Annotated in this window: 28 protein-coding genes and 1 tRNA gene; 17 read left to right on the forward strand and 12 right to left on the reverse strand. The window is 67.5% G+C overall.

The window, feature by feature from the left end; translation table 11 throughout:
- The first annotated feature begins 215 nt into the window (after positions 1 to 215).
- A complete protein-coding gene (locus ABT158_RS26200; RefSeq protein WP_352357639.1) occupies positions 216 to 401 on the forward strand; it encodes a hypothetical protein in 186 nt (61 codons plus the stop codon).
- Positions 402 to 1,277: 876 nt separating this feature from the next.
- Complete coding sequence (locus tag ABT158_RS26205; RefSeq protein WP_352357641.1) at positions 1,278 to 2,732, forward strand: hypothetical protein; 1,455 nt, start codon at positions 1,278 to 1,280, stop codon at positions 2,730 to 2,732.
- Between the two features lie 16 nt (positions 2,733 to 2,748).
- On the opposite strand, the gene ABT158_RS26210 is transcribed toward ABT158_RS26205, so the two are convergent.
- Positions 2,749 to 4,038, reverse strand: a complete 1,290-nt coding sequence (locus tag ABT158_RS26210) for an NsdA family TPR-like regulatory protein (protein WP_352357643.1) — start codon at positions 4,036 to 4,038, stop codon at positions 2,749 to 2,751.
- Positions 4,039 to 4,383: 345 nt separating this feature from the next.
- Between ABT158_RS26210 and ABT158_RS26215 the strand changes: the two genes are divergently transcribed.
- The gene (locus ABT158_RS26215) at positions 4,384 to 4,668 is read left to right on the forward strand and encodes a hypothetical protein (protein ID WP_352357645.1); all 285 of its coding nucleotides are present in this window, start codon (positions 4,384 to 4,386) and stop codon (positions 4,666 to 4,668) included.
- Positions 4,669 to 4,956: 288 nt separating this feature from the next.
- Positions 4,957 to 5,649, forward strand: coding sequence for a GntR family transcriptional regulator (locus ABT158_RS26220; RefSeq protein ID WP_352357647.1), 693 nt, complete (start codon positions 4,957 to 4,959; stop codon positions 5,647 to 5,649).
- Here ABT158_RS26220 and ABT158_RS26225 read toward each other — a convergent pair.
- A complete protein-coding gene (locus ABT158_RS26225) occupies positions 5,646 to 6,035 on the reverse strand; it encodes a hypothetical protein (protein WP_352357649.1) in 390 nt (129 codons plus the stop codon). The two genes, ABT158_RS26220 and ABT158_RS26225, sit on opposite strands and share 4 nt — an antisense overlap.
- Positions 6,036 to 6,199: 164 nt before the next feature.
- Between ABT158_RS26225 and ABT158_RS26230 the strand changes: the two genes are divergently transcribed.
- The 7 genes from ABT158_RS26230 (at position 6,200) to ABT158_RS26260 (ending at position 11,597) form a co-directional block, all read left to right on the forward strand.
- On the forward strand, positions 6,200 to 6,625 hold the full coding sequence (locus ABT158_RS26230) for a plasmid replication, integration and excision activator (protein WP_352357651.1): 426 nt from the start codon (positions 6,200 to 6,202) through the stop codon (positions 6,623 to 6,625).
- Entirely contained in the window at positions 6,625 to 6,891 is a 267-nt protein-coding gene (locus tag ABT158_RS26235) for a hypothetical protein (RefSeq protein ID WP_352357653.1), read from the forward strand. The genes ABT158_RS26230 and ABT158_RS26235 overlap by 1 nt, the downstream gene beginning before the upstream one ends.
- Positions 6,888 to 7,211 (forward strand): hypothetical protein, encoded by a 324-nt coding sequence (locus ABT158_RS26240; RefSeq protein WP_352357655.1) that lies wholly within the window; start codon positions 6,888 to 6,890, stop codon positions 7,209 to 7,211. The genes ABT158_RS26235 and ABT158_RS26240 overlap by 4 nt, the downstream gene beginning before the upstream one ends.
- Before the next feature lie 84 nt (positions 7,212 to 7,295).
- On the forward strand, positions 7,296 to 8,714 hold the full coding sequence (locus ABT158_RS26245) for an FtsK/SpoIIIE domain-containing protein (protein WP_352357657.1): 1,419 nt from the start codon (positions 7,296 to 7,298) through the stop codon (positions 8,712 to 8,714).
- Positions 8,711 to 8,866, forward strand: coding sequence for a hypothetical protein (locus ABT158_RS26250; RefSeq protein WP_352357659.1), 156 nt, complete (start codon positions 8,711 to 8,713; stop codon positions 8,864 to 8,866). Before ABT158_RS26245 ends, ABT158_RS26250 begins: the two co-directional genes overlap by 4 nt.
- Positions 8,863 to 10,473 (forward strand): replication initiator, encoded by a 1,611-nt coding sequence (locus tag ABT158_RS26255; protein WP_352357661.1) that lies wholly within the window; start codon positions 8,863 to 8,865, stop codon positions 10,471 to 10,473. Before ABT158_RS26250 ends, ABT158_RS26255 begins: the two co-directional genes overlap by 4 nt.
- On the forward strand, positions 10,473 to 11,597 hold the full coding sequence (locus ABT158_RS26260) for a tyrosine-type recombinase/integrase (RefSeq protein ID WP_352357663.1): 1,125 nt from the start codon (positions 10,473 to 10,475) through the stop codon (positions 11,595 to 11,597). The genes ABT158_RS26255 and ABT158_RS26260 overlap by 1 nt, the downstream gene beginning before the upstream one ends.
- 60 nt (positions 11,598 to 11,657) lie before the next feature.
- Here the strand turns inward: ABT158_RS26260 and ABT158_RS26265 are convergent.
- The 7 genes from ABT158_RS26265 to ABT158_RS26295 all read right to left on the reverse strand — a co-directional run bounded on the left by ABT158_RS26265 (position 11,658) and on the right by ABT158_RS26295 (position 14,834).
- Positions 11,658 to 11,729: transfer RNA gene (locus ABT158_RS26265), tRNA-Val, on the reverse strand.
- A 17-nt stretch (positions 11,730 to 11,746) separates the two neighbouring features.
- Positions 11,747 to 12,688: an ROK family protein gene (locus ABT158_RS26270; protein WP_352358030.1), complete on the reverse strand. Its 942-nt coding sequence runs from the start codon at positions 12,686 to 12,688 to the stop codon at positions 11,747 to 11,749.
- Between the two features lie 163 nt (positions 12,689 to 12,851).
- Positions 12,852 to 13,181 carry a hypothetical protein gene (locus tag ABT158_RS26275; RefSeq protein WP_352357665.1) on the reverse strand — a complete coding sequence of 110 codons (330 nt, stop codon included), beginning with the start codon at positions 13,179 to 13,181 and terminating at the stop codon, positions 12,852 to 12,854.
- Positions 13,182 to 13,195: 14 nt separating this feature from the next.
- Positions 13,196 to 13,648 carry a peroxiredoxin gene (locus ABT158_RS26280; protein WP_352357667.1) on the reverse strand — a complete coding sequence of 151 codons (453 nt, stop codon included), beginning with the start codon at positions 13,646 to 13,648 and terminating at the stop codon, positions 13,196 to 13,198.
- A gap of 39 nt (positions 13,649 to 13,687) precedes the next feature.
- Positions 13,688 to 14,116, reverse strand: coding sequence for a DUF3052 domain-containing protein (locus tag ABT158_RS26285; protein WP_352321051.1), 429 nt, complete (start codon positions 14,114 to 14,116; stop codon positions 13,688 to 13,690).
- A gap of 118 nt (positions 14,117 to 14,234) precedes the next feature.
- On the reverse strand, positions 14,235 to 14,642 hold the full coding sequence (locus tag ABT158_RS26290) for a secondary thiamine-phosphate synthase enzyme YjbQ (protein WP_352321050.1): 408 nt from the start codon (positions 14,640 to 14,642) through the stop codon (positions 14,235 to 14,237).
- Between the two features lie 9 nt (positions 14,643 to 14,651).
- Complete coding sequence (locus ABT158_RS26295; protein ID WP_352358032.1) at positions 14,652 to 14,834, reverse strand: DUF1918 domain-containing protein; 183 nt, start codon at positions 14,832 to 14,834, stop codon at positions 14,652 to 14,654.
- A 950-nt stretch (positions 14,835 to 15,784) separates the two neighbouring features.
- On the opposite strand from ABT158_RS26295, the gene aceE reads away from it, so the two are divergent.
- The 3 genes from aceE to ABT158_RS26310 all read left to right on the forward strand — a co-directional run bounded on the left by aceE (position 15,785) and on the right by ABT158_RS26310 (position 21,025).
- Entirely contained in the window at positions 15,785 to 18,583 is a 2,799-nt protein-coding gene (gene aceE / locus ABT158_RS26300; RefSeq protein WP_352357670.1) for a pyruvate dehydrogenase (acetyl-transferring), homodimeric type, read from the forward strand.
- A gap of 185 nt (positions 18,584 to 18,768) precedes the next feature.
- On the forward strand, positions 18,769 to 20,268 hold the full coding sequence (locus ABT158_RS26305) for an alpha/beta hydrolase (protein ID WP_352357672.1): 1,500 nt from the start codon (positions 18,769 to 18,771) through the stop codon (positions 20,266 to 20,268).
- A gap of 10 nt (positions 20,269 to 20,278) precedes the next feature.
- Positions 20,279 to 21,025, forward strand: a complete 747-nt coding sequence (locus tag ABT158_RS26310; RefSeq protein WP_352357674.1) for a maleylpyruvate isomerase family mycothiol-dependent enzyme — start codon at positions 20,279 to 20,281, stop codon at positions 21,023 to 21,025.
- Positions 21,026 to 21,230: 205 nt separating this feature from the next.
- Here ABT158_RS26310 and ABT158_RS26315 read toward each other — a convergent pair whose 3' ends face one another.
- The 3 genes from ABT158_RS26315 to ABT158_RS26325 all read right to left on the reverse strand — a co-directional run bounded on the left by ABT158_RS26315 (position 21,231) and on the right by ABT158_RS26325 (position 23,504).
- Entirely contained in the window at positions 21,231 to 21,593 is a 363-nt protein-coding gene (locus tag ABT158_RS26315) for a VOC family protein (protein WP_352357676.1), read from the reverse strand.
- Positions 21,594 to 21,666: 73 nt separating this feature from the next.
- Complete coding sequence (locus ABT158_RS26320) at positions 21,667 to 22,395, reverse strand: helix-turn-helix transcriptional regulator (protein ID WP_352357678.1); 729 nt, start codon at positions 22,393 to 22,395, stop codon at positions 21,667 to 21,669.
- Between the two features lie 86 nt (positions 22,396 to 22,481).
- Entirely contained in the window at positions 22,482 to 23,504 is a 1,023-nt protein-coding gene (locus ABT158_RS26325; RefSeq protein WP_352357680.1) for a PHP domain-containing protein, read from the reverse strand.
- A 90-nt stretch (positions 23,505 to 23,594) separates the two neighbouring features.
- Here ABT158_RS26325 and ABT158_RS26330 point away from each other — a divergent pair, with 90 nt between their 5' ends.
- Genes ABT158_RS26330 through ABT158_RS26340 form a run of 3 tightly spaced genes read left to right on the forward strand, consistent with a single transcriptional unit; the run spans position 23,595 to position 25,599 of the window.
- Positions 23,595 to 23,996: a hypothetical protein gene (locus ABT158_RS26330; protein WP_352357682.1), complete on the forward strand. Its 402-nt coding sequence runs from the start codon at positions 23,595 to 23,597 to the stop codon at positions 23,994 to 23,996.
- Between the two features lies 1 nt (position 23,997).
- Positions 23,998 to 25,143: a glutathionylspermidine synthase family protein gene (locus ABT158_RS26335; protein WP_352357684.1), complete on the forward strand. Its 1,146-nt coding sequence runs from the start codon at positions 23,998 to 24,000 to the stop codon at positions 25,141 to 25,143.
- Between the two features lie 24 nt (positions 25,144 to 25,167).
- Positions 25,168 to 25,599, forward strand: coding sequence for a DUF350 domain-containing protein (locus ABT158_RS26340; RefSeq protein WP_352323647.1), 432 nt, complete (start codon positions 25,168 to 25,170; stop codon positions 25,597 to 25,599).
- Positions 25,600 to 25,667: the final 68 nt, after the last annotated feature.

Raw genomic sequence — 25,667 nt, forward strand, 5'->3', positions numbered from 1 at the left:
CCGCCCCTGGAGGTTCTCAACGAGGCCCTTTCAACCCAAACGGCCGCATAGGCTGCGCTCATAACATGGCTGTCTGGAATCACCGTGGCCCCTCACAACAGCCATCACAGCCGTACGGACAGCACCCTCATCAGCCGCCTCTGCCAGCCCCGGCAACGCGCAACTGGGCAGGTGTCGTCGGCCTATGCCTCGGCATCCTCGCCCTCCTGCTCGACGTGACCATGTTGGCCCGCGTCGGGTTCTGGGTGTCGTACGTGGCCATCTTCATGTCGGGGTTCGGCATGGGCAAGGCTCGCGTCGGGACAGCCACCAATCGAACCCTGCCAATCGTCGCGATGCTCCTGAGCGCGACAGCGTCGGCGCTGGCCATCGTCGTCCAGGTCATCTGGCACTCTGTCTGAGCACCGACCGGACATACAGGTAGACGCGGAACAGCAGCCCCGGCGGCTCTCCGCCTGCCACCATGTGCCGGGTCGGTCGTCTCCGCCAGGTTCAGCCCACAGCCAGGGCATTTGCCGTTCTCGTTCCGCCGATGAGCCTTGCGGATATGACCCGCACACTCTTGGCCCGCACTGCCCGAGTCGCGAGCCCATGCCGACCGCAAGATCGCCGACGCCATGAACGCGAAGATCGAGAAAAGCCCTCGCAGCGGTTAATGGCACGAAGCCCCGTTTCCATGATCGGAAACGGGGCTCTCTTCGCTGGTGGGCGGTACTGGGTTCGAACCAGTGACCCCTCGCTTGTAAGGAGCCAAGATCGGCTCAGCGGTAGTCCTGACCAGGAGGAGATCAACGCGCCTCCCCACCTACCGGAAGCCGTCCGGTCACAGCTAATGGCACGCTAATGGCACGGTGATCATGCCTCTCTGGCCTGCGTCGGTGCCGACCAAGCAGCGCTTTCCCATCACTCTCGGATCACTGAATGGCACGGGTATGGCACGCACGCGTACGCACGCACACGCTGGCCTGTGGTGCCTGTGGCGCTCACCTGGGGAGCACCAACCGCGCCAGAACCAAGCCCGATGATCAGCCACCTTGCGCAGTGGGCCAGGGCTGAGGAACGAAGCCCTGGACCTTCGATCGCCCCTGGCCAAGAACGGCGACCAACCATGCCATGGCGATCGTAGGGCTGCATCTGTGCGGCGGCGCGGCAACCCCAAACGGAGGGTTCGGTCCGTGCGATGGGGCGGGCGTACGGCGGCCGGCCCGCAGTCCCGCGCCGTCCGGGACCGGCCCCCAGGCCGCACGCCCGGACGGCGGGCGGGCGTAGGGCCGACGGTGCGGCGGCGCGCCACGCCGCCGCTTGATCTCTATGGGAACGATTCGGCAACTCATCACGCCTGTGCCCTTACCTTCAACGACAATGAACACGATAACGGGTCCTACTGGCGACTGGGAGAGGGCGAGATGGTTGACGCTCCAGAGGCAGAACTCACAGAAGAAGAGGAATCTCTGCGCACTAAGCTTCTGGCAAAGGGATACGATCGATTCGCGTTCACGGACGATGGACTTGAGATCGCTCCAAATGGATCGAGAAGCTTCGTGCGCACCGAACTCGCCGTCCCCCCGATCTCCTTTCCGATGCTTAACGAGCAACTCGACTGGGATCACTTTGAGCATCCCCAATATATCGGCTACATCTCACCCTCGAATGGGATAGTCGAGATCGGATTGGAGCAAGGAGTCGGGATTCCCGGCTCCAACATGCGCCTAACTCGCATAATAAAAAATTCTATCCCTCAATGCGCTCACTCATTGGACGACTCCTGGGTTCCTGTACTTTCAGACGGATATATTATTCGCAGATCTCGCCCCGAAGAGAACCGCGACATCCGCGAAGCTGCACGAGTACATCTATCGCGACGAGACGATAGCGCCTGCATAGAACTATCGAATTGCAGCCCACTTATCGCATTGATGATTATCAGAGCACAGGAGCGCCCCAAGCAGTCCTTGAAGCTTTACCTCGATCCCCGCCTATCGAGAGAGGAACTACTAGAGGAAAGCGAAGAGATTTTACACTCCTTCCTTTATGAGCTTAATACCCGAAACGGGATCGTCTTCAACGCGATTCGCTGGCGCACCCAAGAAGACCTTATTCGCACGAGGAGACGGGCATCCCGGTCAAATATTGATAGCACGAGATTTCCTATAGTGTCTATAGATTCAGAAGTGGCAAAGTTGTTCAACTTCGCTACCCAGGCTTCCAGAAATCCCACTCTGGCATTTCTTACCTACTACCAGATTCTTGAGCATTTTCTTTTCATCATGATTCGCCGTGCCGCCATTCGAGATGTTCGCACCGAACTCTTTGATCGCAAGTTCGACGAGAGGAAGGATGCTTCCATTATGAAGCTCATCAACATCATGGAACTACGCCTAGGCAAGCTTGAATCAAAAAATTTGAGAACCCTGCTACACGAAGCCGTCAGAAAGGATCTGGTCAAAGAGTTTCTCGAGGACAGCATCTGGGGTAATCACTTTTCAAGCAAGGGGCCCATTCGCGGGGTAAGGGCTTTGAGTGCTAACGACCGGAACGTGGACTTGTTGGATCAAGTAGCAGAACGAGTTTATAAGATACGCAATAGGATCGTGCATGCGAAAGACGAACCGAAACATGGCGAGTCTACGGTGCTGATGCCCGAGAGCCGAGAATCCGACTCATTAGGTCCGGATGTACAGTTGATTAGATTTCTAGCAATGGAGGTAATTCAGGAGAGCCAAGGTCGCTAACCTTTAGCTTGGTTCCTTAATCCAGGAAATCCGGACGTCGGTTAGTGAGGGCACGGCGAGCCGTTACAAAGCGCTCGTGGAACTCTTCGGCAAGCGCTTCGCGTCGGTAGCGCTGTCGTAGTATGCGGTCGAGGTCTCCGGCGCGGTTCACAAGGTCCGTTAGGGATCGGCGGTCAATGTCGAACGCGGCCATACCCTCATCGACCGCTGCGTCGAGTTCGCCTCGGCGGGCGTGGACGATACCGAGGTCTATGTGTGCGTCTGCGACTCGCATGGGAGCGTTGAAAGTACCGTCCGGACGGGTGTGCATCTGGATGGTTTCGCGGGCGTGTTCTTCGGCGCGGTCGTCGTCGGCGAGCCAGGTGTAGCAGGTGGCGGCGTAGAAGACCCACTTGGCGTGGTCGAAGACAAAGTGGTGGTCTGGGTGGTCGGGCATGGGGAGGCTGCTGAGGACTTCGGCTCCGCGTGTCAGGGCGCGGTCGGCTTCGCGGCGGTCTCCGATTCGGGCCAGGCCGCGTGCCTCTTGCAAGGTGAGTTGGACCATTGCGCTGCTGGTGCCGGCTACGGCTTGGCCCATGCGGGCGGAGGTGACGACGTCTTCGTAGCGGCCTTCGACGAGGGCGAACCAGGCTGACATCTCGTGTGCCCAGCCCATGAGTTCGCCGTGTCCGACTTGGCGGCCCATCTCGAACGCGGCGCGTCGGGCGGTCTCGGCCTCTTCCCTCTCCCCCAGGTCGTAGTGGACGCAGCCCAGCAGGGCGGTGAGCCATCCGGTGATCACAAGCAGTTCGCGATGCTGATCAAGGGTGAGGCGTCCGGCGAGCAGGCGGTTGATCTGTGCCAGGCGCTTCTGGGTGCGATCCCTGAGCGTGCCTGCGGGCACCACGGGATAGGCGCGACACAAGAGATCGACGGCCTCGGCGAGGGCTTCCAGGGTGCCGGTTCCGACGTCGGACGCCTGGAGTTGTTGGGCGAGTTCCATCGTCCCGTAGAGATCGGCTTCGGCTTGTAGCGCGTCGGCTGGGATGACGCGAGCTTCGATGAGGCGGCTGTCGTTCTGCCTGCCCTGGATGAACCCAAGTGCCTCCGGTTCCAGGCCGGTCAGTTGCGTCAGTGCGAGCCGGTACGGCGTGCGGGGCCATCGGACTTCGCCGGCCTCCCAGCGTCGGACGCGTTCCTCGTCGCAGGTCAGTCGTTCGGCGATACCGACGGGAGTGGCATTGATCTGCTCGGCCATCTGGACGCGGGACAAGTGCTTTTCATTGCGCCAGGCGCGAAGTCGCACGTTCGGGATGTACTCGGGCATCTGCGGGTCTTCCTCCCGGCTGGGGGCTCGAAAGGGGAAACAAGGGGGCCGTTCAGGGGTCCTGCAGAAACGCGGTTGACGGTGGACTTGTCATCAAGCAACCACGGTACGTCACGCGGCCTCCCGCCACAGGGAACGCCGGATGAACGAGGAGATGGCGACGGTGACCCGGCCAGACGAGACAAGCAAGACGTCGTGCTGCCCCGCCTGCCGGGGACGCGGGATCAAGCTGCGTGACTCACGCCGTGCGCTCCTCATCGGCGACGACGACGGAGATCAGACCTTGAGTGGGGAGCAGGAGTGTCTCGACTGCCTCGGAAGCGGCCGGGCCGAAGGGAGCGTGAAATGAATTCGATCATTCAGGCGGTGAACGCGGGCTTGGCACAGAGCCATGACGAGGGCATCATGCTCGTCCGGCTGCGTGACCGGCTTACCGGCCTCGGTGTGAATGCCGAGCTGCGTGACAACAACAGCGTGCTTTTGGTGCACAGGCCGGTGGAAGGGTTGCCGGTGTGGGTGTTCGTCGGGTACGGCGGCGCCTGCTACTCCTGGCAGAACGCCGAGAAGCGGCATCCGACCAGCGACCCGGAGGGCGCGGCGAACGTCCTGGCCGAGTACGTCGCCAGGTGATGACGGGCACGGCGAGGCAGGGGTGATCCTTTCCGAAGGGGGGTGAGGGTCACCGTCTGGTCTCGCCGTGCCTTCCCCGGCAGGCAGTAGCAGTGGCGTCCCCCGCGGCACCCTTCCCAGCCCGGTCACTGCGCTGCCTGCCGGTTCCCCATGTACGGCTCCGGCTTCGGCGAACCACGTGGACAGCCGGAGGCAAGCCGGTTACGCTCAAACTTGGTAAAACAACCTGTCGGCTGTTGGACGGTCATGATGTCGCTAGAGTCCGTGCCGCCTAAGTATGCGCAGCTTGTGCAGACTCTCCAAAGGCGCATCGAGTCGGGCGAGTACCCGCCAGGCACGCTCCTGCCGAGCGAGAACCAGCTCATCCAAGAGTTCGGCGTCTCCCGTCCTACCGTGGTCGCCGCCCTCCGTGTGCTGCGAGAGCAGGGATGGATCGAGTCCCAGCAGGGCAAGGGCCGCTTCGTACGCGGCCGACCGGCGATGGCCTCCGTCGAGCAGAAGCGGCCAGGGCAGGCCTACCTGACCAAGCCGGAGACCGATGCCACGGGCGAGGTCGTCGAAGTGGGCGCGGTGACCGCCCCCAATCGGATCAGCGCCCTGCTCGACCTCCAGCCTAAGAGCAAGACGTTCGTACGGCGGCGTCTGATCACGCGTGATGGCGAGCCAACCGAGCTGGTGTCACTCTGGCTGCCGTTGGAGCTCTCCGAAGGAACAGATCTCACCAGCGGGGAACCCCTCAGGCAGGGCTTCCGGGAACACCTCCAGGCTCGCAAGGGCGTCCGCTTCGATCACATCGTGGAGCAGATCACCGCTCGCATGCCCTCGGCCGACGAGGCCAAGCAACTCGCGATGCCGAAGAACCGACCACTCCTGGCCGTCTTCGGCGCCGTCCGCGACGCCTCCGGCCGGCCCATGATGGTCGTGGAGGTCCTGCTCCCGGCGGACAGGCATGAACTAGAGGACGCCTACCCCGTCTCCTAGCATCCGGGCACTCCCTGTGCCCTTTCCGGGGGTGCCGTGCAGACCGGCGGATCTTCCTTATAAATATGGTTGCTGCGACTCTTGTACTGATACGCGGCGAAGATGACGAAGAGCACCATGGCGAGCACGACAAGCCCGTAGAACCAGGTGCCGCCCTTGTTGTTCAGCACCCTGGCGGCGATCAGTCCCACGACGGGTGCCCCGCCTCCCAGCCCGAGCGCCACATAGATCAGCACCTGGGCCAGATCGCCGTCTCTCGACGGCCCCATGAAGGCCATCCCGTAGTAGAGGCTCATGTATCCCAGGACTAGCGTGCCGAAGAACCAGACGAGGCCAAGCAGGGTGAGCGCCAGGCTGCCTCTCGATTTGCTGTGTTCCGGCTCCATGATCGAAAGTATTCGTCCCGGATTGCCCGGGAAGCAGCACGGCTGGTTCACGATTCCGCACCGAACATTCTCTTAGGCACTTGACCTAGCAAGTTTGAGCTGCGTAATCTCGGAGCATCAACTTGATAGGTTAAGTGCCTGTCAGTCAAGAGAGGAAAGCCGTCATGGCTCTGCAAGGCCCCATCCCCGTCAGCTACACCATGGTCTTCCCGCACGGCTGCTACATCGTCGGCGAGGTCGAGCCCGTCAAGGACTTCGACGCCTCGTCCAACGGCCGGTTCGTGCAGGCCCGCGACAAGCAGACCCAAGAGCTGGTCTGGCAGGTCGCGGTCATGGACGGTGACCCGACCCTCAAGCCCGCCCAGAAGACGGTCGCGGTCAAGATCCTCGCGCCGGTCCAGCCGGTGCCCCCGCAGCCGATGCCGGGGCTGCCGTTCACGCCGGTCGAGTTCGACGGCATGTCCGTCACGCCGTACGTCAATGCCGCCGGCCGTCTGGCGTACTCGATCAAGGTTCGCGAGATGTACGCGCCCCGCCAGACTGCCCAGCCCGCCCAGAACAAGGCTTCGGCCGGAAAAGACGCCGCCTGATGACCCGACGCCGTACCCCGCGCAACAGCGTGATCCGGCTGACCACCGGGCACGCCGCCCGCACCATGAACCACCCGTTCGCCCGCCGTGAGCCCGTCCTGGCGCTCGACTTCGGCGCCACCTCCGTCCTGGTCACCACGAACGGGCCCGTCACGGTGGAGGACCTGGAGTTCGCCCGCCAGCTCGCCCACGAGGCCAACCGCTTCGCCCGCTCACTGGAGCGCAGCTTCTACGGCCTCCCTGACGGACGAGGGGTGGCGGCATGAGTCTCCGCCCCTACACCTACGTCACCCTGTCCCTGGAACCGGAGCGCGCTCCGCACGTCGGCGTCTCCTTCCACACGCCCGGCCTCAAGGTCCGCGCCGGTCTCCTCCTCAGCGGCCCGCGCCCGTACCTGGAGCTCTACTCCCACGAGGCGAACGTGCACATCTCCACAACCGGGGCCGGTCCGGTCACCGACGCCGACCTGGCCACTGCCCGCGAGATTTTCCATGCCGCTGCTCGCTACCTGGCCGATTGCGAGCAGTTGCATGCCGAACAGGCCGACAAGGACGCCACCGAGGACACCACCGGCCCGGCGACCTGACATGAGGCGGGGCCGCTGGAAGCGGCAACTTCCGGCGGCCCCTCGGTTCTCCCCTGACTCCACATCACGAGAGGTTCCAAGCTTATGTTCAAGCGGCTGCCTGGCGACGAGGCGCGCAACCTCGTCTCCACCACGCCCGACACGGCCGTCGTCTTCCGCCCGGCCGTACTCAAGACACCCGCCGTCGTCACCTTCCTCGTCTATGGCTGGCGCTTGCTGTCGGCCCTCGTCCGTACGACGTGGCGGCATCCGGTCGCCGTCGCTGTGCCGGTCACTCTGGGGCTCGTCTGGTACTGGTATGGCTGGCCCGCCACCGCATCCATGCTCGGCTTCGCCGTCCTGTCCCTGCTCGCATGGGCCTTCACCGAACCCGACTCCTTCTCCCGCCTCGTCGGCTTCCGCCTGCTGGCCTGGTGGCGGCTGATGTCGGTCTACCGCCGACACTGGCAATCGGTCATGGACGTCTCCGGCCTGGCCAGACGCGTCAACGGTCACGTCTACATGCCCCGCCTGATGAAGGTCCAGTGCGACGGCTGGGCCGACCGCGTCACCGTCCGGATGCTCGCCGGTCAGGCGGCCAAGGACTGGTCCGACCGCCTCGACAACCTCGCCCACGGGTTTGGATCGCCTTCCTGTCGGTTCGCGCTCATCAAGGGCGGCCGACTGTTGCTGACGTTCCCGCGCAGCGATCCACTGACCGCCCCCATGCCCGCCCTTCCCATCCCGGACGAACCATCCGTCGGCCCGGTCGAGATCGGCAAGCAAGAGGACGGCCGACCGCTCCGACTCAAGGTCCACGGAACCCACATCCTGATCGCCGGAGCGACCGGGGCCGGCAAGGGCTCCTTCCTGTGGGACACCATCCGCGGCCTGCTCCCGGCCATGCGCGCGGGCCTGGCCGAAGTCTGGGCACTCGACCCCAAACTGATGGAACTGTCCTACGGCCAAGAGCTCTTCCAAGGCCGCTACGCCGCCGACCCATCCGACTGCGCCGACCTGCTGGACGAGGCCGTCAGCGTCATGCAGAAACGCGCCTCCCGCTTCGCCGGTCTCCAGCGCTCCCACGTCCCGACCATCGAGGACCCGTTCGTCCTGGTGCTCGTCGACGAGGTGGCGTTCCTGACCGCCTACCAGCCCGACAAACACCTGCGGCAACGCATCTCTGCCGCCCTGGCCACCCTGGCGACCCAAGGCCGCTCGGTCGGCGTCGGCGTCATGGCCGCACTCCAAGACCCACGCAAGGAAGTCATGAACATCCGCAACCTGTTCCCCGACAAGATCGCTCTCCGCCTGGACGAGTCCGAACAGGTGGACATGGTCCTCGGCGACGGGGCACGCGACCGGGGCGCACTCGCCGACCACATCTCACCGATTCCCGAGCTGGGCGCAGGTGTGGCGTACATGCGGCTGGAGACCTCACCCGAACCGATCCGAGTCCGCGCCGCCTATGTCTCCGACGCCGACATCCGCGACATGGTCGCCTACTACCGGCAGGCCGCATGACGCTCTCTCATCTGCTCGACGGCCTTCGCTGCGCCACCTGCCTCACCCTGAACGTTCTCCGCCTCGACCCGGTCCGCGCCCTGGTCGAGTGCACCGAGTGCGGCCAGACCGCGTTCATCGTCATCGACCCCGACGAAGGGAGGACCGCATGACCCATGCGCACGACCGCGCACTTCCCCGAGCCATCCGCCAGGCCATGCCGATGGCCCGCGACGTACTGGTAGAAGTCGCCAAGCAACACGGCGTCTGCATCCACCCCATCCCGCTCAAGCGCCTCGACACCGTCACCGGCAAGACCGAGATCATCGACGTACCGTGCGGCGCAACCCTCGACAGCAAGTGCCCGCCCTGCGCCAAGCGCAACAAGCAGCTCCGCAAGGCCCAATGCCGCGAAGGCTGGCACCTGGACACCGAACCCGCCATCACACCCGACGAACCCAACGAGGAACAGCGCTGGCTGGTGGAGTTCCGCGCCGACTACCAAGCCCAGCGCGACGCCGCCGAAAAGGCCGGCCACGACACCACCGAACTCGACGCGATCATCACCGGCCTCGACGAGGAGACCAACGCCGCAGGCATGCGCGGCAACATCCTCGGCCGTACGACCACCAAGCGCTTCCGCTCCACCAGACGCCGCCAGGACGCGCCCGACCTGCCCAAGCGCAAGATGACCAACACCACCCTCGGACGCACCTTCCAAGCCCCCGACGGCAAGACCTACCGCCCGTCCCTGTTCGTCACGCTCACCTTGCCCTCGTACGGCAAGGTCCGCGACGGCGCACCCATCGACCCCGACACCTACGACTACCGCCGCGCCGCACGAGACGCCCTGCACTTCTCCAAGCTGATCGACCGCTTCGTCCAGAATCTGCGCCGCGTCGCTGGCTACGACGTCCAGTACTTCGCCTCCGTGGAGCCTCAGAAGCGCCTCGCCCCGCACCTGCACATGGCCATCCGTGGAACGCTCCCACGGGCCGAGATCAAGCAAATCGCCGCCGCCACCTACCACCAGGTCTGGTGGCCCCAAGCTGACGAAGTCATCTTCGACGGCGACCACCTACCGGCCTGGAACGATGACACCGGCTACCTCGACCCAACTACCGGCGAGGTCCTGCCCACCTGGGACGAAGCCCTCGACGCACTCGACGAGGACGCCGAACCCCTCCACGTCATCCGCTTCGGCGACCAAGTAGACGTCCAAGGCGTGCTCGCCGGCACCCCGGACGCCGACCAATGCATCCGCTACCTGTCCAAGTACCTCACCAAGTCCATCGACGACGCCCTCGACGGCGGCCAAGCCCAGCAACAGCACGCCACCCGCATGCTGGACGCCCTCCGCTACGAACCCTGCTCGCCCACCTGCCCGAACTGGCTCCGCTACGGCATCCAACCCAAGAACGCCAAACCCGGCATGCTCCCCGGCCGATGCCGCAGCAAGGCCCACAAGCCCGAACACCTCGGCTACGCCGGACGCCGCGTCCTGGTCTCCCGCAAGTGGAGCAACAAGACCCTCGCTGAACACAAGCAGGACCGCCGCACCTGGGTCCTGGAAGCCCTCGGCCAGGCCGACGAGACACCTGACCCACACCGCTACGTCTGGCGCCCCGTCCCGGCCGGAGACGCCAACGTGCCACCACTCGCCGTCCGGCTCCTTCGCACCGTGGCCGAACGCCAACGCTGGCGAGCCCACCTCCGCGAACTGGAAAACAGAGCAGCTGGACAAGATCTTTCGGCAACGGACCTGAGAGGGGCGGCCTGATGGCGAACAAGCCAGGCAAGCGGCGCTTCGGCAGCATCCGTCAGCTTCCATCCGGAAGATTCCAGATCCGCTATCCCGGTCCGGACGGCGAGATCCGCATGGGAGAGACCACCTATGCCCGCGAACGCGAAGCGGACAAGGCACTCTCGCTGATCGAGGCCAAGCTGAGCACGGGTGAATGGACAGACCCTAAGCGCGCCAAGGTCAAGCTCGGCGACTACGCAGATAAGTGGATCAACGAACGGACGAACCTACGGCCCCGCACGGTCGAGATCTACAAGGGACTGCTCAAGCGCTACATCTTCCCCCACCTGGGCGGCGCACCCATCGGCAAGGTGGACACGGCCACCATCCGCGAATGGCGCGTCCTGTTGCTCGGCAACGGTGTCGGCCAGTCCGAGGTGGCCAAGGCGTATCGCTTCCTGCGGGCCGTTCTCATGACGGCGGCGGACGACCAGATCATCCCGCGCAACCCATGCCGCATCCGTGGTGCCGGCGAGGAGAAGCCCGAAGAGCGGCCGGTCCTCACCGTGGCGAAGGTGTTCGAGCTGGCTGACCTGATGCCGGGCCGCCTGCGCGCCCTGGTCCTCCTCGCCACCTTTGCCAGTCTGCGTTGGGGTGAGGTGGCGGCCCTCCGGCGGATGGACCTGGACCTGAACGCCCGGACCGTCAGCGTTCGGCAACAACATGTCGAACTCGACACGGGCGAACTCCTCGTCAGGCCGCCCAAGTCCCGCGCGGGTGTCCGTACGATTGCCATCCCGGAAGCGATCATTCCCACGCTCCGCGAACATCTGGACGAGTTCACGGCTTCGGAAACCAATGCGCTGATCTTCACGGGGGCGCGCGGCGGCATCCTTCGACGCAGCAACTTCCGCCGCGCCGCCAAGTGGGACGCGAACACCAAGAAGATCGGTTTCCCTGGCCTGCACTTCCACGATCTTCGGCACACCGGGAACACGATCGCCGCCAGCTCCGGCGCGAGCCTCAAAGATCTTATGCAGCGCATGGGACACGACTCGGTCCGGGCCGCACTGATCTACCAGCACAGCACGGCGGAGGCAGACCGCAAGATCGCCGATGCCATGAACGCGAAGATCGAGAAGGGTCCTCGCACTGGCTAATGGCACGTTAATGGCACGAAGCCCCGTTTCCGCGATGGGAAACGGGGCTGTTCTACGAGGTGGGCGGTACTGGGTTCGAACCAGTGACCCCTCGCTTGTAAGGCGAGTGCTCTACCGCTGAGCTAACCGCCCCCTGATCGGCACTAACCTTACGACACCAGAGGGGCCGATCGCACATTCACCGTCCAGCCGGGGCCCAGTTCGGGGCGGCCGGCGGCTCGCCAGCCCAGCAGGGCCGCGCCCAGCATGCCGGCGTCGACGCCCAGCGCGGCCGGGACGAGCGGAGGCGCGTCGCGGAAGGCCAGGCGCTTGACCAGGCGGGTACGTACGGGATCGAAGAGGGCCGGACCGGCCTCGGCCAGGCCGCCGCCGAGGACGATCACCGAGGGGTCCAGCAGCAGCGTGTACGTCGCCAGGGCGAGCGACAGGGCCTCCACGGCCTCGTCCCACACCTCGATGGCGATGGGGTCGTCGGAGGCGACCACCTGCTCGGCGCGTACGCCCTCCACGCCCGCGCGCTGGCTGTAGCGGCGGCCGACCGAGGCCGCCGAGGCGTACGTCTCCAGGCAGCCGAACTGGCCGCACGCGCACTGTTCGCCGTCGGGGAAGACGGGGGTGTGGCCGATCTCGCCGGCCCAGCCGGAGGAGCCGCCGTACGGGTCGCCGTTGATGATCGAGGCTCCGGCGATACCGGTGCCGATGGGGAGGAAGAGGAAGTCGGAGACGCCTTTTCCGGCGCCGAGGATGCTCTCGGCCAGGCCGCCCGTGCGGACGTCGTGGCCCAGCATGACAGGGATGTCCAGGGTGGTGAAGTTCGAGGCGGGGACGTCACGCCAGCCCAGGTTCGCCGCATAGAGGGCCGCGTTCTCGGACACCAGCCCCGGGACGGCCAGACCGACGCCTGCGGGTTCGCCGTCGCCGGAGGAGGCCAGGTGGCTGATGAAGTCTGAAATGGCGGACACGACCGCCTCAGGGCCCTCCGCGCGAGGAGTGTGGCGCCGCTCGCTCAGCAACACCTCACCGGACTCGCTGACCAGGCCGCCCTTCATGGACGTGCCACCGACGTCGAGCGCGACGACGAACGAACTCATAGCGGACACGAAGGAGACGATAGCGCAGGTCAGCAAATGTCTGAAAAGGCGCTTGAGAATCTCTCAGCGGGAAGGAGGGCGCCGCGCCGCGATCCAGGCCGGCGACACCAGGGCCCTGAACTGGCGATCAACCACACGACGCCCGGGCCCCGAGCTCAAGCGGTCAGGCCCTGCCCAGCACCCGGTTCAGCGCCGCCTCGACCTCCGCCGACAGCCCCGGCGGAGCCCCCGACCCCACGTACGCCCCCCGCTCCTCGAACCCCTTCGGCGCCCGGGCCTGCCGGACGGCCCCGCAGCCGCGGCACTCGATCTCCCCCAGTCGGCAGATGAGCGCGGTGGACCCGCAGGTGGCGCAGGAGTCGAGATCGAGGTCGTGCAGCCGTTGACAGTCCGGGCAGATCAGCACCTGGGACTCGTTGCGCACCCCGCGCTGCCACGGGCTGGCGCCACGGACCGGGTCGGTCTGCCGGGCCCCGCATCGGTAGCAGGGCATCGTTCCCTCCGAGGTCAGGAAATGTCGGCGAGTGCCTTAACGTAGTCGGCGACGTCACGTGCCGAGGAGATCGGACTGATCACCGACCACCGGATCACGCCCTCGCCGTCGATGACGAAGGTCCCCCGACGTGCGAGCCCCTTCGCCTCATCGAACACACCGTACGCCTGGGCGACCTGTCCATGTGGCCAGAAATCGGAGAGTAGGGCGAATCCGTAACCTTCCCGATCGGACCAGGCACGCAAGGCGAACACGGAGTCGACCGACACGGCGAGCACCCGCGCGTCGAGAGGCTGGTCGCGCAGCGCGGTGAGCTCGCCCTCGCAGATCCCGCTGAAGGCAAGCGGATAGAAGACCAGCACGACCTTCTCGCCCCGGAACATGGACAGTTTCACCGGGGCGCCGTGCTGGTCCTGCAGCTCGAAATCCGGAGCCAGTGCGCCGACCTCGGCAGGATGTGCGTTCACAGCCCACCATCCTGCCGTATCGGCCGGCCTCGGAGTTTCCTAACGTCGGCCCTTCGGCGCGACGAGCCTGGTCCCGGACCAGTCGGGTGCGGCTGAGATGCTGCTGGTCTGCGAGAGACCCGCGGTAGCGGCATCCTCCCCGATGTCGCTCGGCTCCACGTGGCCATCGCGCCCGGCCTTGGGAGTCAGCAGCCAGATCTGGCCGGCTTCGGCGAGTGCTCGCATGGCGTCGCTGAGGGCGTCGAAGAGGTCCCCGTCGCCGTCGCGCCACCACAGCAGCACCACGTCGACGACGTCGTCACTCTCCTCGTCCAGTAGCTCGTTGCCGGTCAGGTCCTCGATGGAGTCGCGAAGCTCGTCGTCGACGTCCTCGTCCCAACCGATCTCCTGCACCACCTGACCCGGCTTGAGGCCGAGTCGTTCGGCCAGGCCGCGCTCGCCCTGCGCCTGACCCGCGGTCGCGCTCACGTTTATCCCTCCTGCTTGAGTGGCCCCGCTCTATGCGGTTTATCGCTTCGGCACAGTCCACACGCTGTGACCCTCAGTCGTCAACGGTCGCCACGGGTACGGCCGTAGTCGGCCAGAATCAATCTGACAAAAACGACAGGCGAACCTGGCGTTGCGTGTTGTCGACATTGAGGTCGACCAGCGCGACGGACTGCCATGTGCCCAACGCCATCCTCCCGCCCAGCACGGGGATCGTGGCGTACGGCGGGATCAGCGCGGGCATGACGTGTGACCTGCCGTGACCGCGCGAACCGTGGGCATGACGCCAGCGGTCGTCGGCCGGGAGCAGATCACGCAGCGCGGCGAGCAGGTCGTCGTCGCTGCCGGAGCCGAGCTCCAGCAGCGCCACGCCCGCGGTCGCGTGCGGCACGAAAACGTGCAACAGGCCGTCTTCTCCCTGCGCGCGCACGAATTCAGCGCATTCAGCGGTGATGTCGTGCACGGTCTCGCGTGAACCCGTGGCCACGGAGATGATTTCTGATCTCACAGGGAAATCCTACTGAGGCACAACGACCGCATCAGGGCCGGGAAAGACCAGCCCGGTGTGGCCGTCGTCGAACCGCACCATGTACGGAGGCCCGCCGTCCGTGCCGTGGACCTCGGTGATGACGCCGCTCCGCTCCCTTTCGCCGACGGTGTTGCCGTGCATCAGGAGCCGGTCTCCTGCCGTCGCATTCATACCTTCCACATTGGTACGGCGGACGGCCCAGGAAAAGAGCGGAGCCCAAGGATGGCGATTTTTTGCCCCGTCTTCATTGAGGCCGAAAATGCTGACCGAAACGTTACGCGGCACGGGCGCGGCGTTTCGGCCGCCACAGCCGGAGCGTGGTCATCGGATCACCTGATCACCACCGCGTTGCGGCTGGTCAGGGCCAGGACGGCGGGGCTGCGTCCGGCTCTGTCGCCTGATGGTTCCGATATGGCCTCATTTCGGCAGCGGCCCGGCCGAGGGCCGTTTGTGCACTCGCGCGGAGGCGGCGGCTGGACGCGCGGCAGCGAGCCGGCGCGCCAAGAGAGACAAGGAGAGACGGCCGATGGCCCGGCTTCGCGACGACGCGAGGGTGCGGCGGCGGGTCGCCTTGCTCCCGAGTTCTCCAGGCGGCCACCCCTCCGGGCTCTCCGGCGGGCTCTCCGGCAGGACACACCCGGGACACGGTCGCACGCGAGACAGGCCGCACGTCCCCGAGGCCCGTCCGAGACCGCCGCGAAGGCCCCCGCGAAGCGGTTCCGATGCGCGTACAGAAGCAGCGCGTACAGAAGTAAGGAGAAGAGGTGTGCGCCCCGGCCCTCCCGGCGGACGCAGCCCCGCGGGACCCCACCACGAAGACGGTGGCTAGACTCGCGCGGCGCGGCGCGGCGCGGCCGCCCTCGTCCGGGTGAAGACCGTCCGGGTGAGGACCGCCCGGTTCGGGGGAGGGTTGAGGGCGGAGGCCGACCCACCGGGCCAGCCCCCTAGGATTGGGGGGAAATTTCGTCCGTTTTCTAGTCTTGTTAAATTGCTCCACCGATGTAACCTTTGGTGGCGATTCGTCCTACCATCGGTGGTCTAGGCCACCAACATGGCCCTGCCAGCAGGGACGCTCTGGTTACCCGTCAGTAGAGATGCGTTTTCTACGACTAGCGACCAGGATGGAAGGCGACCCAGACCAGACTTCAGTCATTCTCGGAAGGCGAGACCCAGTGGCTTCCGGACGCCAGCGATTCTCGATCATCAGCGACGGCCTACCCAGCCAGCTGCCTGATGTCGACCCCAGTGAGACCAACGAGTGGCTCGAGTCTCTCGACAATGTCGTCAAGACCGAAGGCCGCACCAGAGCCCGCTACCTCATGCTCCGCATGCTGGAACGGGCCCGCGAGCACCAGGTCGGCGTGCCGGGCCTGCGCAGCACCGACTACATCAACACGATCCCGCCGGAGCGCGAGCCCTGGTTCCCGGGCGACGAGCACGTCGAGCGGCGCATCCGTGCCTACATCCGGTGGAACGCCGCGGTCATGGTGTCGCGGGCCAACGCCCGTACGAACGTGGGCGGCCACATCGCCACCTACGCCTCGGCGGCCTCGCTCTACGAGGTGGGCTTCAACCACTTCTTCCGCGGCAAGGACCACGGCGAGTCGGGCGACCAGGTGTTCTTCCAGGGCCACGCCGCGCCCGGCATCTACGCCCGCGCCTTCCTGGAGGGCCGCCTCAACGAGGCCCAGCTCGACGCGTTCCGGCAGGAGCTGTCGCACGGCTTCCGCGGCCTGCCCTCCTACCCGCACCCGCGGCTCATGCCCGACTTCTGGGAGTTCCCGACGGTCTCCATGGGCCTCGGCCCGATCGGCGCGATCTACCAGGCGCGGTTCAACCGCTACCTGCTCAACCGCGAGCTCAAGGACACCTCGCGCAGCCACGTGTGGGCCTTCCTCGGCGACGGCGAGATGGACGAGCCCGAGTCGCTCGGCGCGATCGGCCTGGCCGCCCGCGAGGAGCTGGACAACCTCACGTTCGTCATCAACTGCAACCTGCAGCGGCTCGACGGCCCGGTACGCGGCAACGGAAAGATCATCCAGGAGCTGGAGTCGTACTTCCGCGGCGCCGGCTGGAACGTGATCAAGGTCGTGTGGGGCCGCGACTGGGACCCGCTGCTCGCGGCCGACGTCGACGGCGTGCTGGTCAACCAGATGAACACCACGCCCGACGGCCAGTTCCAGACGTACTCGGTCGAGACCGGCGGCTACATCCGCGACCACTTCTTCGGCGGCGACCCGCGCCTGCGCAAGATGGTCGAGCACCTGTCCGACGACGACATCCGCAAGCTGTCGCGCGGCGGCCACGACTACCGCAAGGTCTACGCGGCGTTCAAGGCGGCCCGCGAGCACGTCGGCCAGCCGACGGTGATCCTCGCCCAGACCATCAAGGGCTGGACGCTGGGCAAGGACTTCGAGGCGCGCAACGCCACCCACCAGATGAAGAAGCTCACCAAGGCCGAGCTGAAGGAGTTCCGCGACCGGCTCTACCTGCCGATCCCGGACTCGGCCCTGGAGGGCGAGCTGCCCCCGTACTTCCACCCGGGCGAGAACGACCCCGAGATCCAGTACATGAAGGAGCGCCGTGCGGCGCTCGGCGGTGTGCTGCCCAAGCGGGTCGTGCGCGCCAAGCCGGTCAAGCTGCCCGGCGACGACGTCTACAGCCAGTTCCGCAAGGGCTCGGGCAAGCAGCAGGTCGCCACCACCATGGCGTTCGTGCGCCTGCTGAAGGACCTCATGCGCGACAAGGAGATCGGCCACCGGTTCGTGCCGATCATCCCCGACGAGGCCCGCACGTTCGGTCTCGACGCCATGTTCCCGACGGCCAAGATCTACTCGCCCCACGGGCAGACGTACGAGGCGGTCGACAGGGAGCTGCTGCTGTCGTACAAGGAGGCCGTGCAGGGGCAGATCCTGCACGAGGGCATCAGCGAGTCGGGCTCGATGGCCTCGACCATCGCGGCCGGCACCTCCTACGCCACGCACGGCGAGCACATGATCCCGGTCTACATCTTCTACTCGATGTTCGGGTGGCAGCGCACCGGCGACCAGATGTGGCAGATGGGCGACCAGATGGGCCGCGGCTTCCTGCTCGGCGCCACCGCCGGCCGCACCACGCTCAACGGCGAGGGCCTGCAGCACGAGGACGGCCACACGCCGCTCATCGCCTCGACGAACCCGGCCGCGGTCTCCTACGACCCGTCGTGGGCCTTCGAGGTCGCCCACATCGTCAAGGACGGCCTGCGCCGCATGTACGGCGAGCAGCCCGAAGACGTCTTCTACTACATGACCGTCTACAACGAGCCCTACCTGCAGCCCGCGCAGCCGGCCGACCTCGACGTCGAGGGCCTGCTCAAGGGCCTGTACAAGTTCGCCGAGGGCCCGCAGACGCAGGGGCCGAAGGCCAACATCCTGGCCTCGGGCGTGGCGGGTCCGTGGGCCATGGAGGCCCAGCGCCTGCTGGCCGAGGAGTGGGGCGTGTCCGCCGACGTGTGGTCGGCGACGTCGTGGTCGGAGCTGCGGCGTGACGCGCTGGCGTGCGAGGAGCACAACCTGCTCAACCCCGACGCCGAGCAGCGCGTCCCGTACGTGACGCAGGCGCTCTCGCAGGCCGGCGGCCCGTTCGTGGGCGTCAGCGACTACATGAAGGCGGTCCAGGACCAGATCGCGCAGTGGGTGCCGGGTGACTGGTCCTCGCTGGGCACCGACGGGTTCGGCCTGTCCGACACCCGCTCGGCGCTGCGTCGCCACTTCCACGTGGACGCCGCCTCGATCACGCTGGCCGTGCTCACCCGGCTGGTCAAGCGGGGCGAGCTCGACGGCGAGGTGCTGCGCGAGGCCATCGCCCGCTACCACCTGAAGAACGGCGTCACCGAAGCCGGCGGCGCGGAGAGCAACGACACCCAGTCGATGGGCGTCTGAGTCATCCGGAAGGCGCGCTCCCGCGAACTGTTTCTCGCGGGAGCGCCGTCATGTCCGGGCCTCCGCTCCGTTTGACGGATGAGGCGGCACGTCCAGGAGGGGTACGTGCCGCCTCACCCAGGTTCGACGCGAGGTCCCGTATCGTGGGCACTACTTCCCCCGAAGACACGAAGGGGAATGTTCGTATGCGACGCGTCCTAGCCGCCGCCCTGCTCGTAACGGCCGCGGGCTGCGCGAGTGCACCCGCAGAGCCCGCCACCGACGGGCCCGCCGCCGACACCGACAAGATCGCGTGGGGGCCGTGCACCGACATCAAGCGCCCGGACGGCGAGCCACCGGCGCAACAGGACGCCTCGGTGCGCTGCGGGAAGCTGGCGGTGCCCCTCGACTACTCCCGCCCCGACGGCGACAAGCTGGAGCTGGCGCTCATCAAGCTGTCGGCCACCGATCCGAAGAAGCGGCTCGGCTCGATGGTGTTCAACTTCGGCGGGCCGGGCGCCTCCGGCGTGGACACCCTCGACCAGGCCGCCAAGGTGCTCACCACCCTGCGCGCCCACTACGACCTGGTCAGCTTCGACCCGCGCGGCGTCGAGCGCAGCGCGGGCGTGCGCTGCGGCGACAGCGCGCAGATGGACCGGTTCGTCTCCCTGGACACGCTGCCCACCAACGCGCAGACCCGTCAGGAGAGCCAGGACGCCAACAAGGAGTTCGCCCAGCTCTGCCAGCAGCACTCCGGCAAGGTCCTGCCCTACGTCGGCACCGTCAACGCCGCCCGTGACATGGACCGCATCCGCGCCGCCGTCGGCGACCCCAAGCTCAACTACGTCGGCATGTCGTACGGCACCCAGCTCGGCGCCGTCTACGCCACCCAGTTCCCCAAGAACGTGGGCCGGATGCTGCTCGACGCGCCGCTCGACCCGACGGTCACCTTCGAGCAGCGCACGCTGACCCAGACCCGCGGCTTCCAGCAGGCGTACGAGAGCTTCCTGCGCAGCTGCGTCAAGGGCGGCTGCGAGGTCGGCAAGGACGTGACCGCCGCGAACGCCAACGTCGAGAACCTGATGAACCAGCTCACCACCAAGCCGCTGAAGGTGGACGGCCGGCAGCTCACCCAGGGCCTGGCCTCCACCGGCGTGGCCGCCGCCCTGTACTCCGAGCTGACCTGGCCGTTCCTGGAGAAGGCGCTCGGCGAGGCGCTCAAGGGCCACGGCGAGGCGCTGATGTACCTGGCCGACTCCTACACCGGACGCTCGGAGGACGGCACCTACTCCACGCAGATGACCAGTTTCCCGGCCATCACCTGCGTGGACACCGCCGAGCGGCCCAGCGAGGCCGAGCTGCGGCGCACCGAGGCGGCGGCGCTGCGGATCTCGCCGCTGTTCGGCAGCGAGGGCTCGGGCGGGCTGTGCCGGGTGTGGCCGGCTCAGGGCAGCAACCAGGCGCGGCACGTCAACGCCACCGGGTCGGCGCCGATCCTGGTCGTGGGCGGCAAGGGCGACCCCGCCACGCCGTACCAGTGGGCGCCGCGGCTGACGGCCCAGCTCAGGACCGCGCGGCTGGTGACGTACGAGGGCGAGGGGCACGGGGCGTACCTGTCGGGCAGCAAGTGCGTGCAGGGGCTGGTGGACGCGTACCTGGTGGAGGGCAAGCTGCCCGCCAAGGGGGCGACCTGTCCGGCGGCCTAGTGTGTGACGGGTGACCGACAACGACACCTTCATCGCCCGGATCGAGGGCGAAGCCGCGCGGCTGGCGGCGCTGGCGAGCGATCTGTCCGTCCCGGTGCCGACGTGCCCGGGATGGACGATCGGCGATCTCGTCACGCATGTCGGCCAGACCCATCGCTGGGCGGCGCACGTGCTGCGCAACCGGGTCCAGGAGCGCGTCTGGTCGCGCGAGGTGCCCAGCGGCCTGGCCGAGGGCGCGCACGGCGACGCCGCCTGGCTCATGGAGGGCGCCGCCGCCCTCCTGGACGTGCTGCGCACCACCGACCCGGACCTCGCGGTGTGGACGTGGGGCCCGGACCGGCGGGCCGGATGGTGGGCGCCCAGGATGCTCTTCGAGCTGGTGATCCATCGGGCCGACGCCGAGCTCGCACTCGGCCTCGACCCGGAGATCCCGGCGGCGACCGCCGTGGACGGCATCGAGGAGTTCCTGCACAACCTGCCGTACGCGACCTGGGTGACCAGATCGCTGGCCGGGCTCGGCGCGGAAGGGGCCACGATCCACCTCCACGCGAGCGACGTCGACGGCGAGTGGACCATCACGCAGGGCGCCGGCGGGGCGGTCGGCTGCGAACGCGGCCACACCAAGGGCGACGCCGCTGTGCGCGGCCCGGCGAGCGAGCTGCTCCTGGTGCTCTACGGTCGGCGGCCCCCGCGGTCGCCGGCCGTCTTCGGCGACCACGACCTGCTGACCCGCTGGCTGGCGGCCGCCGCCTTCTGACGCTTCTGACGTGAGCCCCCTGCCGGGGGAAGGGGCCCTGGACGCGCCGCCGCTCGGCGATCGGCGGCGTGTCCAGGGCGGGTGAACCGCTCTCAGGCGGGACGGCCCGCGTCGCGCGGCCCCGGTTCGGCGGGGAAGGTGCTTCCCCGGGGGCGCGATCGCGGCGACGTCCCGCGAGCTCCGGCGGCGTCCGCCGCCGAAGGGCTCACCTGCGGTGGAAGACTCCGAACAGGCTCCCCGAGACGTCACGCAGATAGGCGAAGTCGGTGCCGGCGCCGTCGTCGATCACCTTCATCTCGACCTTGCCGCCGAGCGCCTCGCTCTTGGCGCACGCGGCCTCGACGTCGGCGACCTGCACGTGGAACACCGCGTGGGCGGGGAAGTCGCCCTTGTTGTTGAACAGCCCGCCGCCGGACCGCTCGCCGCCCGGGTAGCCGATCATGCGGTAGTCGAGCGGGCCGTCGTCGTCGCGGCTGAACGACCAGCCGAACAGCCCGCCGTAGAAACGTTCGGCGCCTTCGGGGTCGTCGGTGGCGATCTCGAACCAGGTCACCGTGTTGTCCATCATCGTCTCCTCGTCTTTCGAACAAGACAACGATGTATCGCTACGGCGACAACCCTATGTCGGTGTTTTCGCATGATTAATCGAGCATGGTTCCGCGGACCACCATCTCCGGCACGTCGGGGGCGAACCCTTCGAGCGGCCGCTCGGGGCAGCGCTCGACGGTGACGACGGCCGCCGCGATGCGGTCGAGCCGGAAGACCCGGACGTCCTCCCGCAACCGGCACCACGCCACGAGGTACCAGAAACCGCCGCGCCCGCCCAGGAACACCCCCGGCTCGACGTCGCGCGAGGTGAGCGCGCCCTTGGCGTCGGCGTAGTCGAGCCTGAGCACGCGCCGCCGCAGCAGCGCCTCCTCGATGGCCCTGGAGATGCCCTCGGCGCCGAGCGGCCGGCTCGGCGAGCCGGGCTCGGGCGGCTCGCTGACGAGCTGCACCCGCCGCGCCAGCTCCCTGGCCAGATCGCCCTCTGGCCCCGGCATGGCCGAGACCACCTTGCGTAACGCGCTGCGGGCCTGGCGGCCGAACGGCTGGTCGCCGGCCTGGCTGAGGGCCACCGCGATGGCCACCGCCTCGGCCGGGGTGAAGTTGAGCGGGGGCAGCGACATCTTCTTGTCGAGGGCGTAGCCGCCCCTGCGACCGGGCTCGGCGTAGATCGGCACCCCGGACCCCTGCAACGCGGTGATGTCGCGCTCGATGGTGCGCACGCTGACCTCGAACCTCTCGGCGAGCTCGCGGGCGGAGCGGCAGCGTGGCGCGATGGCGCGCAGGTCCTCGACGAGCGCATAGAGCCGGTCGGTACGGTTCACAGCCGGAACGCTACGCGCCGCCACCGACAATCACCGGCCCCGCGCGGCCCCCGCGACAACGACCTGGCTCCGCCGCCACCCAGGGCTCACCCCGCCGTCCACTCCAGCAGCCGGTCGAGAGGCCAGGTGTTGACGATCCGCGCGGCCTCGATCCCGCACCGGGCGGCCCGCTCGCAGCCGAAGCGCTGCCAGTCGAGCTGCCCGGGGGCGTGCGCGTCGGAGTCGATCGAGAACACGCACCCCGTCTCGTACGCCAGCCGCATGAGCCGCTTGGGCGGGTCGAGCCGGTCGGGCCTGGAGTTGATCTCCACGGCGACCCCGAACCGCCGGCACGCCTCGAAGACCAGCTCGGCGTCGAACTCCGACTCCGGCCGCTTGACCCCGCGCTCGCCGCCCGCCCGCACGACCCGCCCCGTGCAGTGGCCGAGGACGTCGACCAGGGGGTTCGCGACGGCGGTGACCATGCGGCGGGTCATCTCCTCGCGGTCCATGCGCAGCTTGGAGTGGACGCTGGCCACGACCACGTCGAGCCGTTCGAGCAGCGCCGGGTCCTGGTCGAGCGAGCCGTCGAGGTGGATGTCGACCTCGATGCCGGTCAGGATCCGGAACGGCGCCAGCCGCTCGTTGAGCCCGGCCACCACGTCGAGCTGCCGCTCCAGCCGCTCGGCCGACAGTCCTTTGGCCACGGTCAGGCGCGGCGAGTGGTCGGTCAGCGCCCAGTACTCGTGCCCGAGCGCCCTGGCGGCCTCGGCCATCTCCTCGATCGGCGAGCCGCCGTCGGACCAGTCGGAGTGGCTGTGCAGGTCGCCCTTCAGCGCCTCGCGCAGGGCCGCGGTCTCGGCGTCGAGCTCGACGCCCTCGGTGGCCCGCAACCTACGCAAATACGTCGGAACCTGACCGTCGAGCGCTTCGTTGATCACGAGGGCGGTGACCTTGCCGATGCCGGGGAGGTCGCCCAGCCCGCCGGCTCCGGCCAGCCGCGTGAGCTCGCCTTCCGGCAGGTCGTCCACGACCGCGGCCGCGCGGCGGAACGCGCGGACCCGATAGGTGGGCTCACCTGCGCGTTCGAGCAGGAAGGCGATCTCGCGCAGGGCCTGGGCCGGTTCCATGAGTCCTTCATACCCGAGCGGACGACCACCGGCATTGAACAGGGGCGAAGCGCACCGATAGGCTGATTCGCCCAGGAAAGCAGGAACCACATGGCACAACCGCCGCGCATGCCGGCTCCCCCACCCCCACGCAAGTCGTCCAAGGCCGTCCCACTGACCATTCTCGGGGTCCTGTCGGTGATGCTGGTGGGCTACTGCGCGGCGACCCAGGACGACGACGACGTCACCGCCGACTGCGTGGTGCAGCTGGAGGACGGCACGTACGAGGTCGTCGACGACGACTACTGCGACGACGACGGCGGCAGCGGCGGCGGGTCCCACTACTACGCCGGTTCGCGCGGCGCGTACATGTGGTACTACGGCGGCCACCGGGTCGGCAACCGCATGCAGGGCGGCACCACGTACCGGCCGTCCGACGTGAACATCTCCAGCCGCAACGGCAAGTCGATCCAGCGCGGCGGCTTCGGCAACAGCTGGGGCGGCGGGAGCTGACGTGCGCCGCGAGCATGGCATCGCCCGTCCCGGCTGGGAGAAGACGATCGAGAGCCAGGGCCTGGCCTACCACCGGATGGCCCACCCCGAGGGCCTGAGCAGGCCCTACTGGGACGAGTCGGTGCACTACGTCCTGTCCCTGGAGGAGGTGGAGTCGCTGGAGGAGCAGGTCGAGGAGCTGCACGGCATGTGCCTGCGGGCCGTCGAGCACGTCGTCTCCACCGGCCGCTACGCCGACTTCGCCGTCCCCGAGTGGGCCAGGGACGCCGTGGCCCGCTCCTGGGAGCGCCGCGACCCCCACCTGTACGGCCGCTTCGACCTGCGCTACGACGGCACCGGCCCGGCCCGGCTGCTGGAGTACAACGCCGACACGCCGACGTCGCTGGTGGAGTCGTCGGTGATCCAGTGGTTCTGGCTGCAGGACGTCCACCCCGGCGACGACCAGTGGAACTCCTTGCACGAACGGCTCATCGAGCGCTGGCGCGAGCTGCCGCTGCCGCCCGGCCCCACGCACTTCGCCTTCACCAACGCCGACGAGACGGGCGAGGAGGCCATGACGGTCGCCTACCTGCAGGAGACCGCCGAGCAGGCGGGCCGGCGGACGGTCGCCGTCGCCATGGAGGACATCGGCTGGGACGAGCTCAACCGCCGTTTCGTCGACGCCGGGGACGAGATGATCCGCTCGGCGTTCAAGCTCTACCCCTGGGAGTGGATGCTCGCCGACGACTTCGGCCGGCACGCGGTGCGCCACTCCACCTGGATCGAGCCGCTGTGGAAGACGCTGCTGTCGAACAAGGCGCTGCTCGCCGTGTTGTGGGAGCTCTACCCCGGCCATCCCAACCTGCTGCCCGCCTACCTCGACGGGCCGCGCGAGCTGACCTCCTACATCGCCAAGCCGCTGCTGGGCAGGGAGGGCGCCTCGATGCGCATCGTCACCCCCGAGGGCACCCAGGAGACCCCGGGCCGTTACGGCCGGGAAGGCTACGTCTTCCAGGGGTTCGAGGCCCTGCCCGCGTTCGAGGGCCAGCGGCCGGTGCTCGGCGCCTGGGTGGTCGCCGACGAGGCCGCCGGGCTCGGCATCAGGGAGACCACCGGCCTGATCACCGACGACACCTCCTCCTTCGTCCCTCATCGCATCGCGAACTGAAGCACCCCCGTGATTGGAAATGACGTGACCCTTCTCGAAGTCCTGGCCCGCGGCGCCGGCGCGATCGCCGCGTACGCGGCCGTCGGCGTGATCCTGCTGATCGTCGGCTTCTACGTGATCGACTGGGCCACGCCCGGCAAGCTGAGCGAGATCATCCGCACCCAGCGCAACGCGAACGCGACGCTGCTCACCACGTCCGCGCTGGCGGCGATCGGGCTCATCGTGGCCGCGTCCATCTGGTCCTCCGGCGGCCGGCTGGCCGAGGGGCTCGCGGGCACGGCCGTGTTCGGGCTGGTCGGCATCGTGGTGCAGACGGTGGCGATGCTGGTGTTCGACAAGGTCGTCGGGATCTCCGTACGCGAGCTGGTGAAGGAGCCGGAGCTGCAGCCCGGCGCGCGCCTGCTGGCGGTCACCCACGTGGCGATCGGCCTGATCACGGCGGTTGCGGTCATCTGAAACACCACCGTTCCGGTCATCGGAGCCGACCTGGCACTCTAGGAGGCGTGACAGACCGGACCCGGGAG

Source organism: Nonomuraea sp. NPDC001636, from assembly GCF_040298265.1.
Taxonomy (GTDB): domain Bacteria; phylum Actinomycetota; class Actinomycetes; order Streptosporangiales; family Streptosporangiaceae; genus Nonomuraea.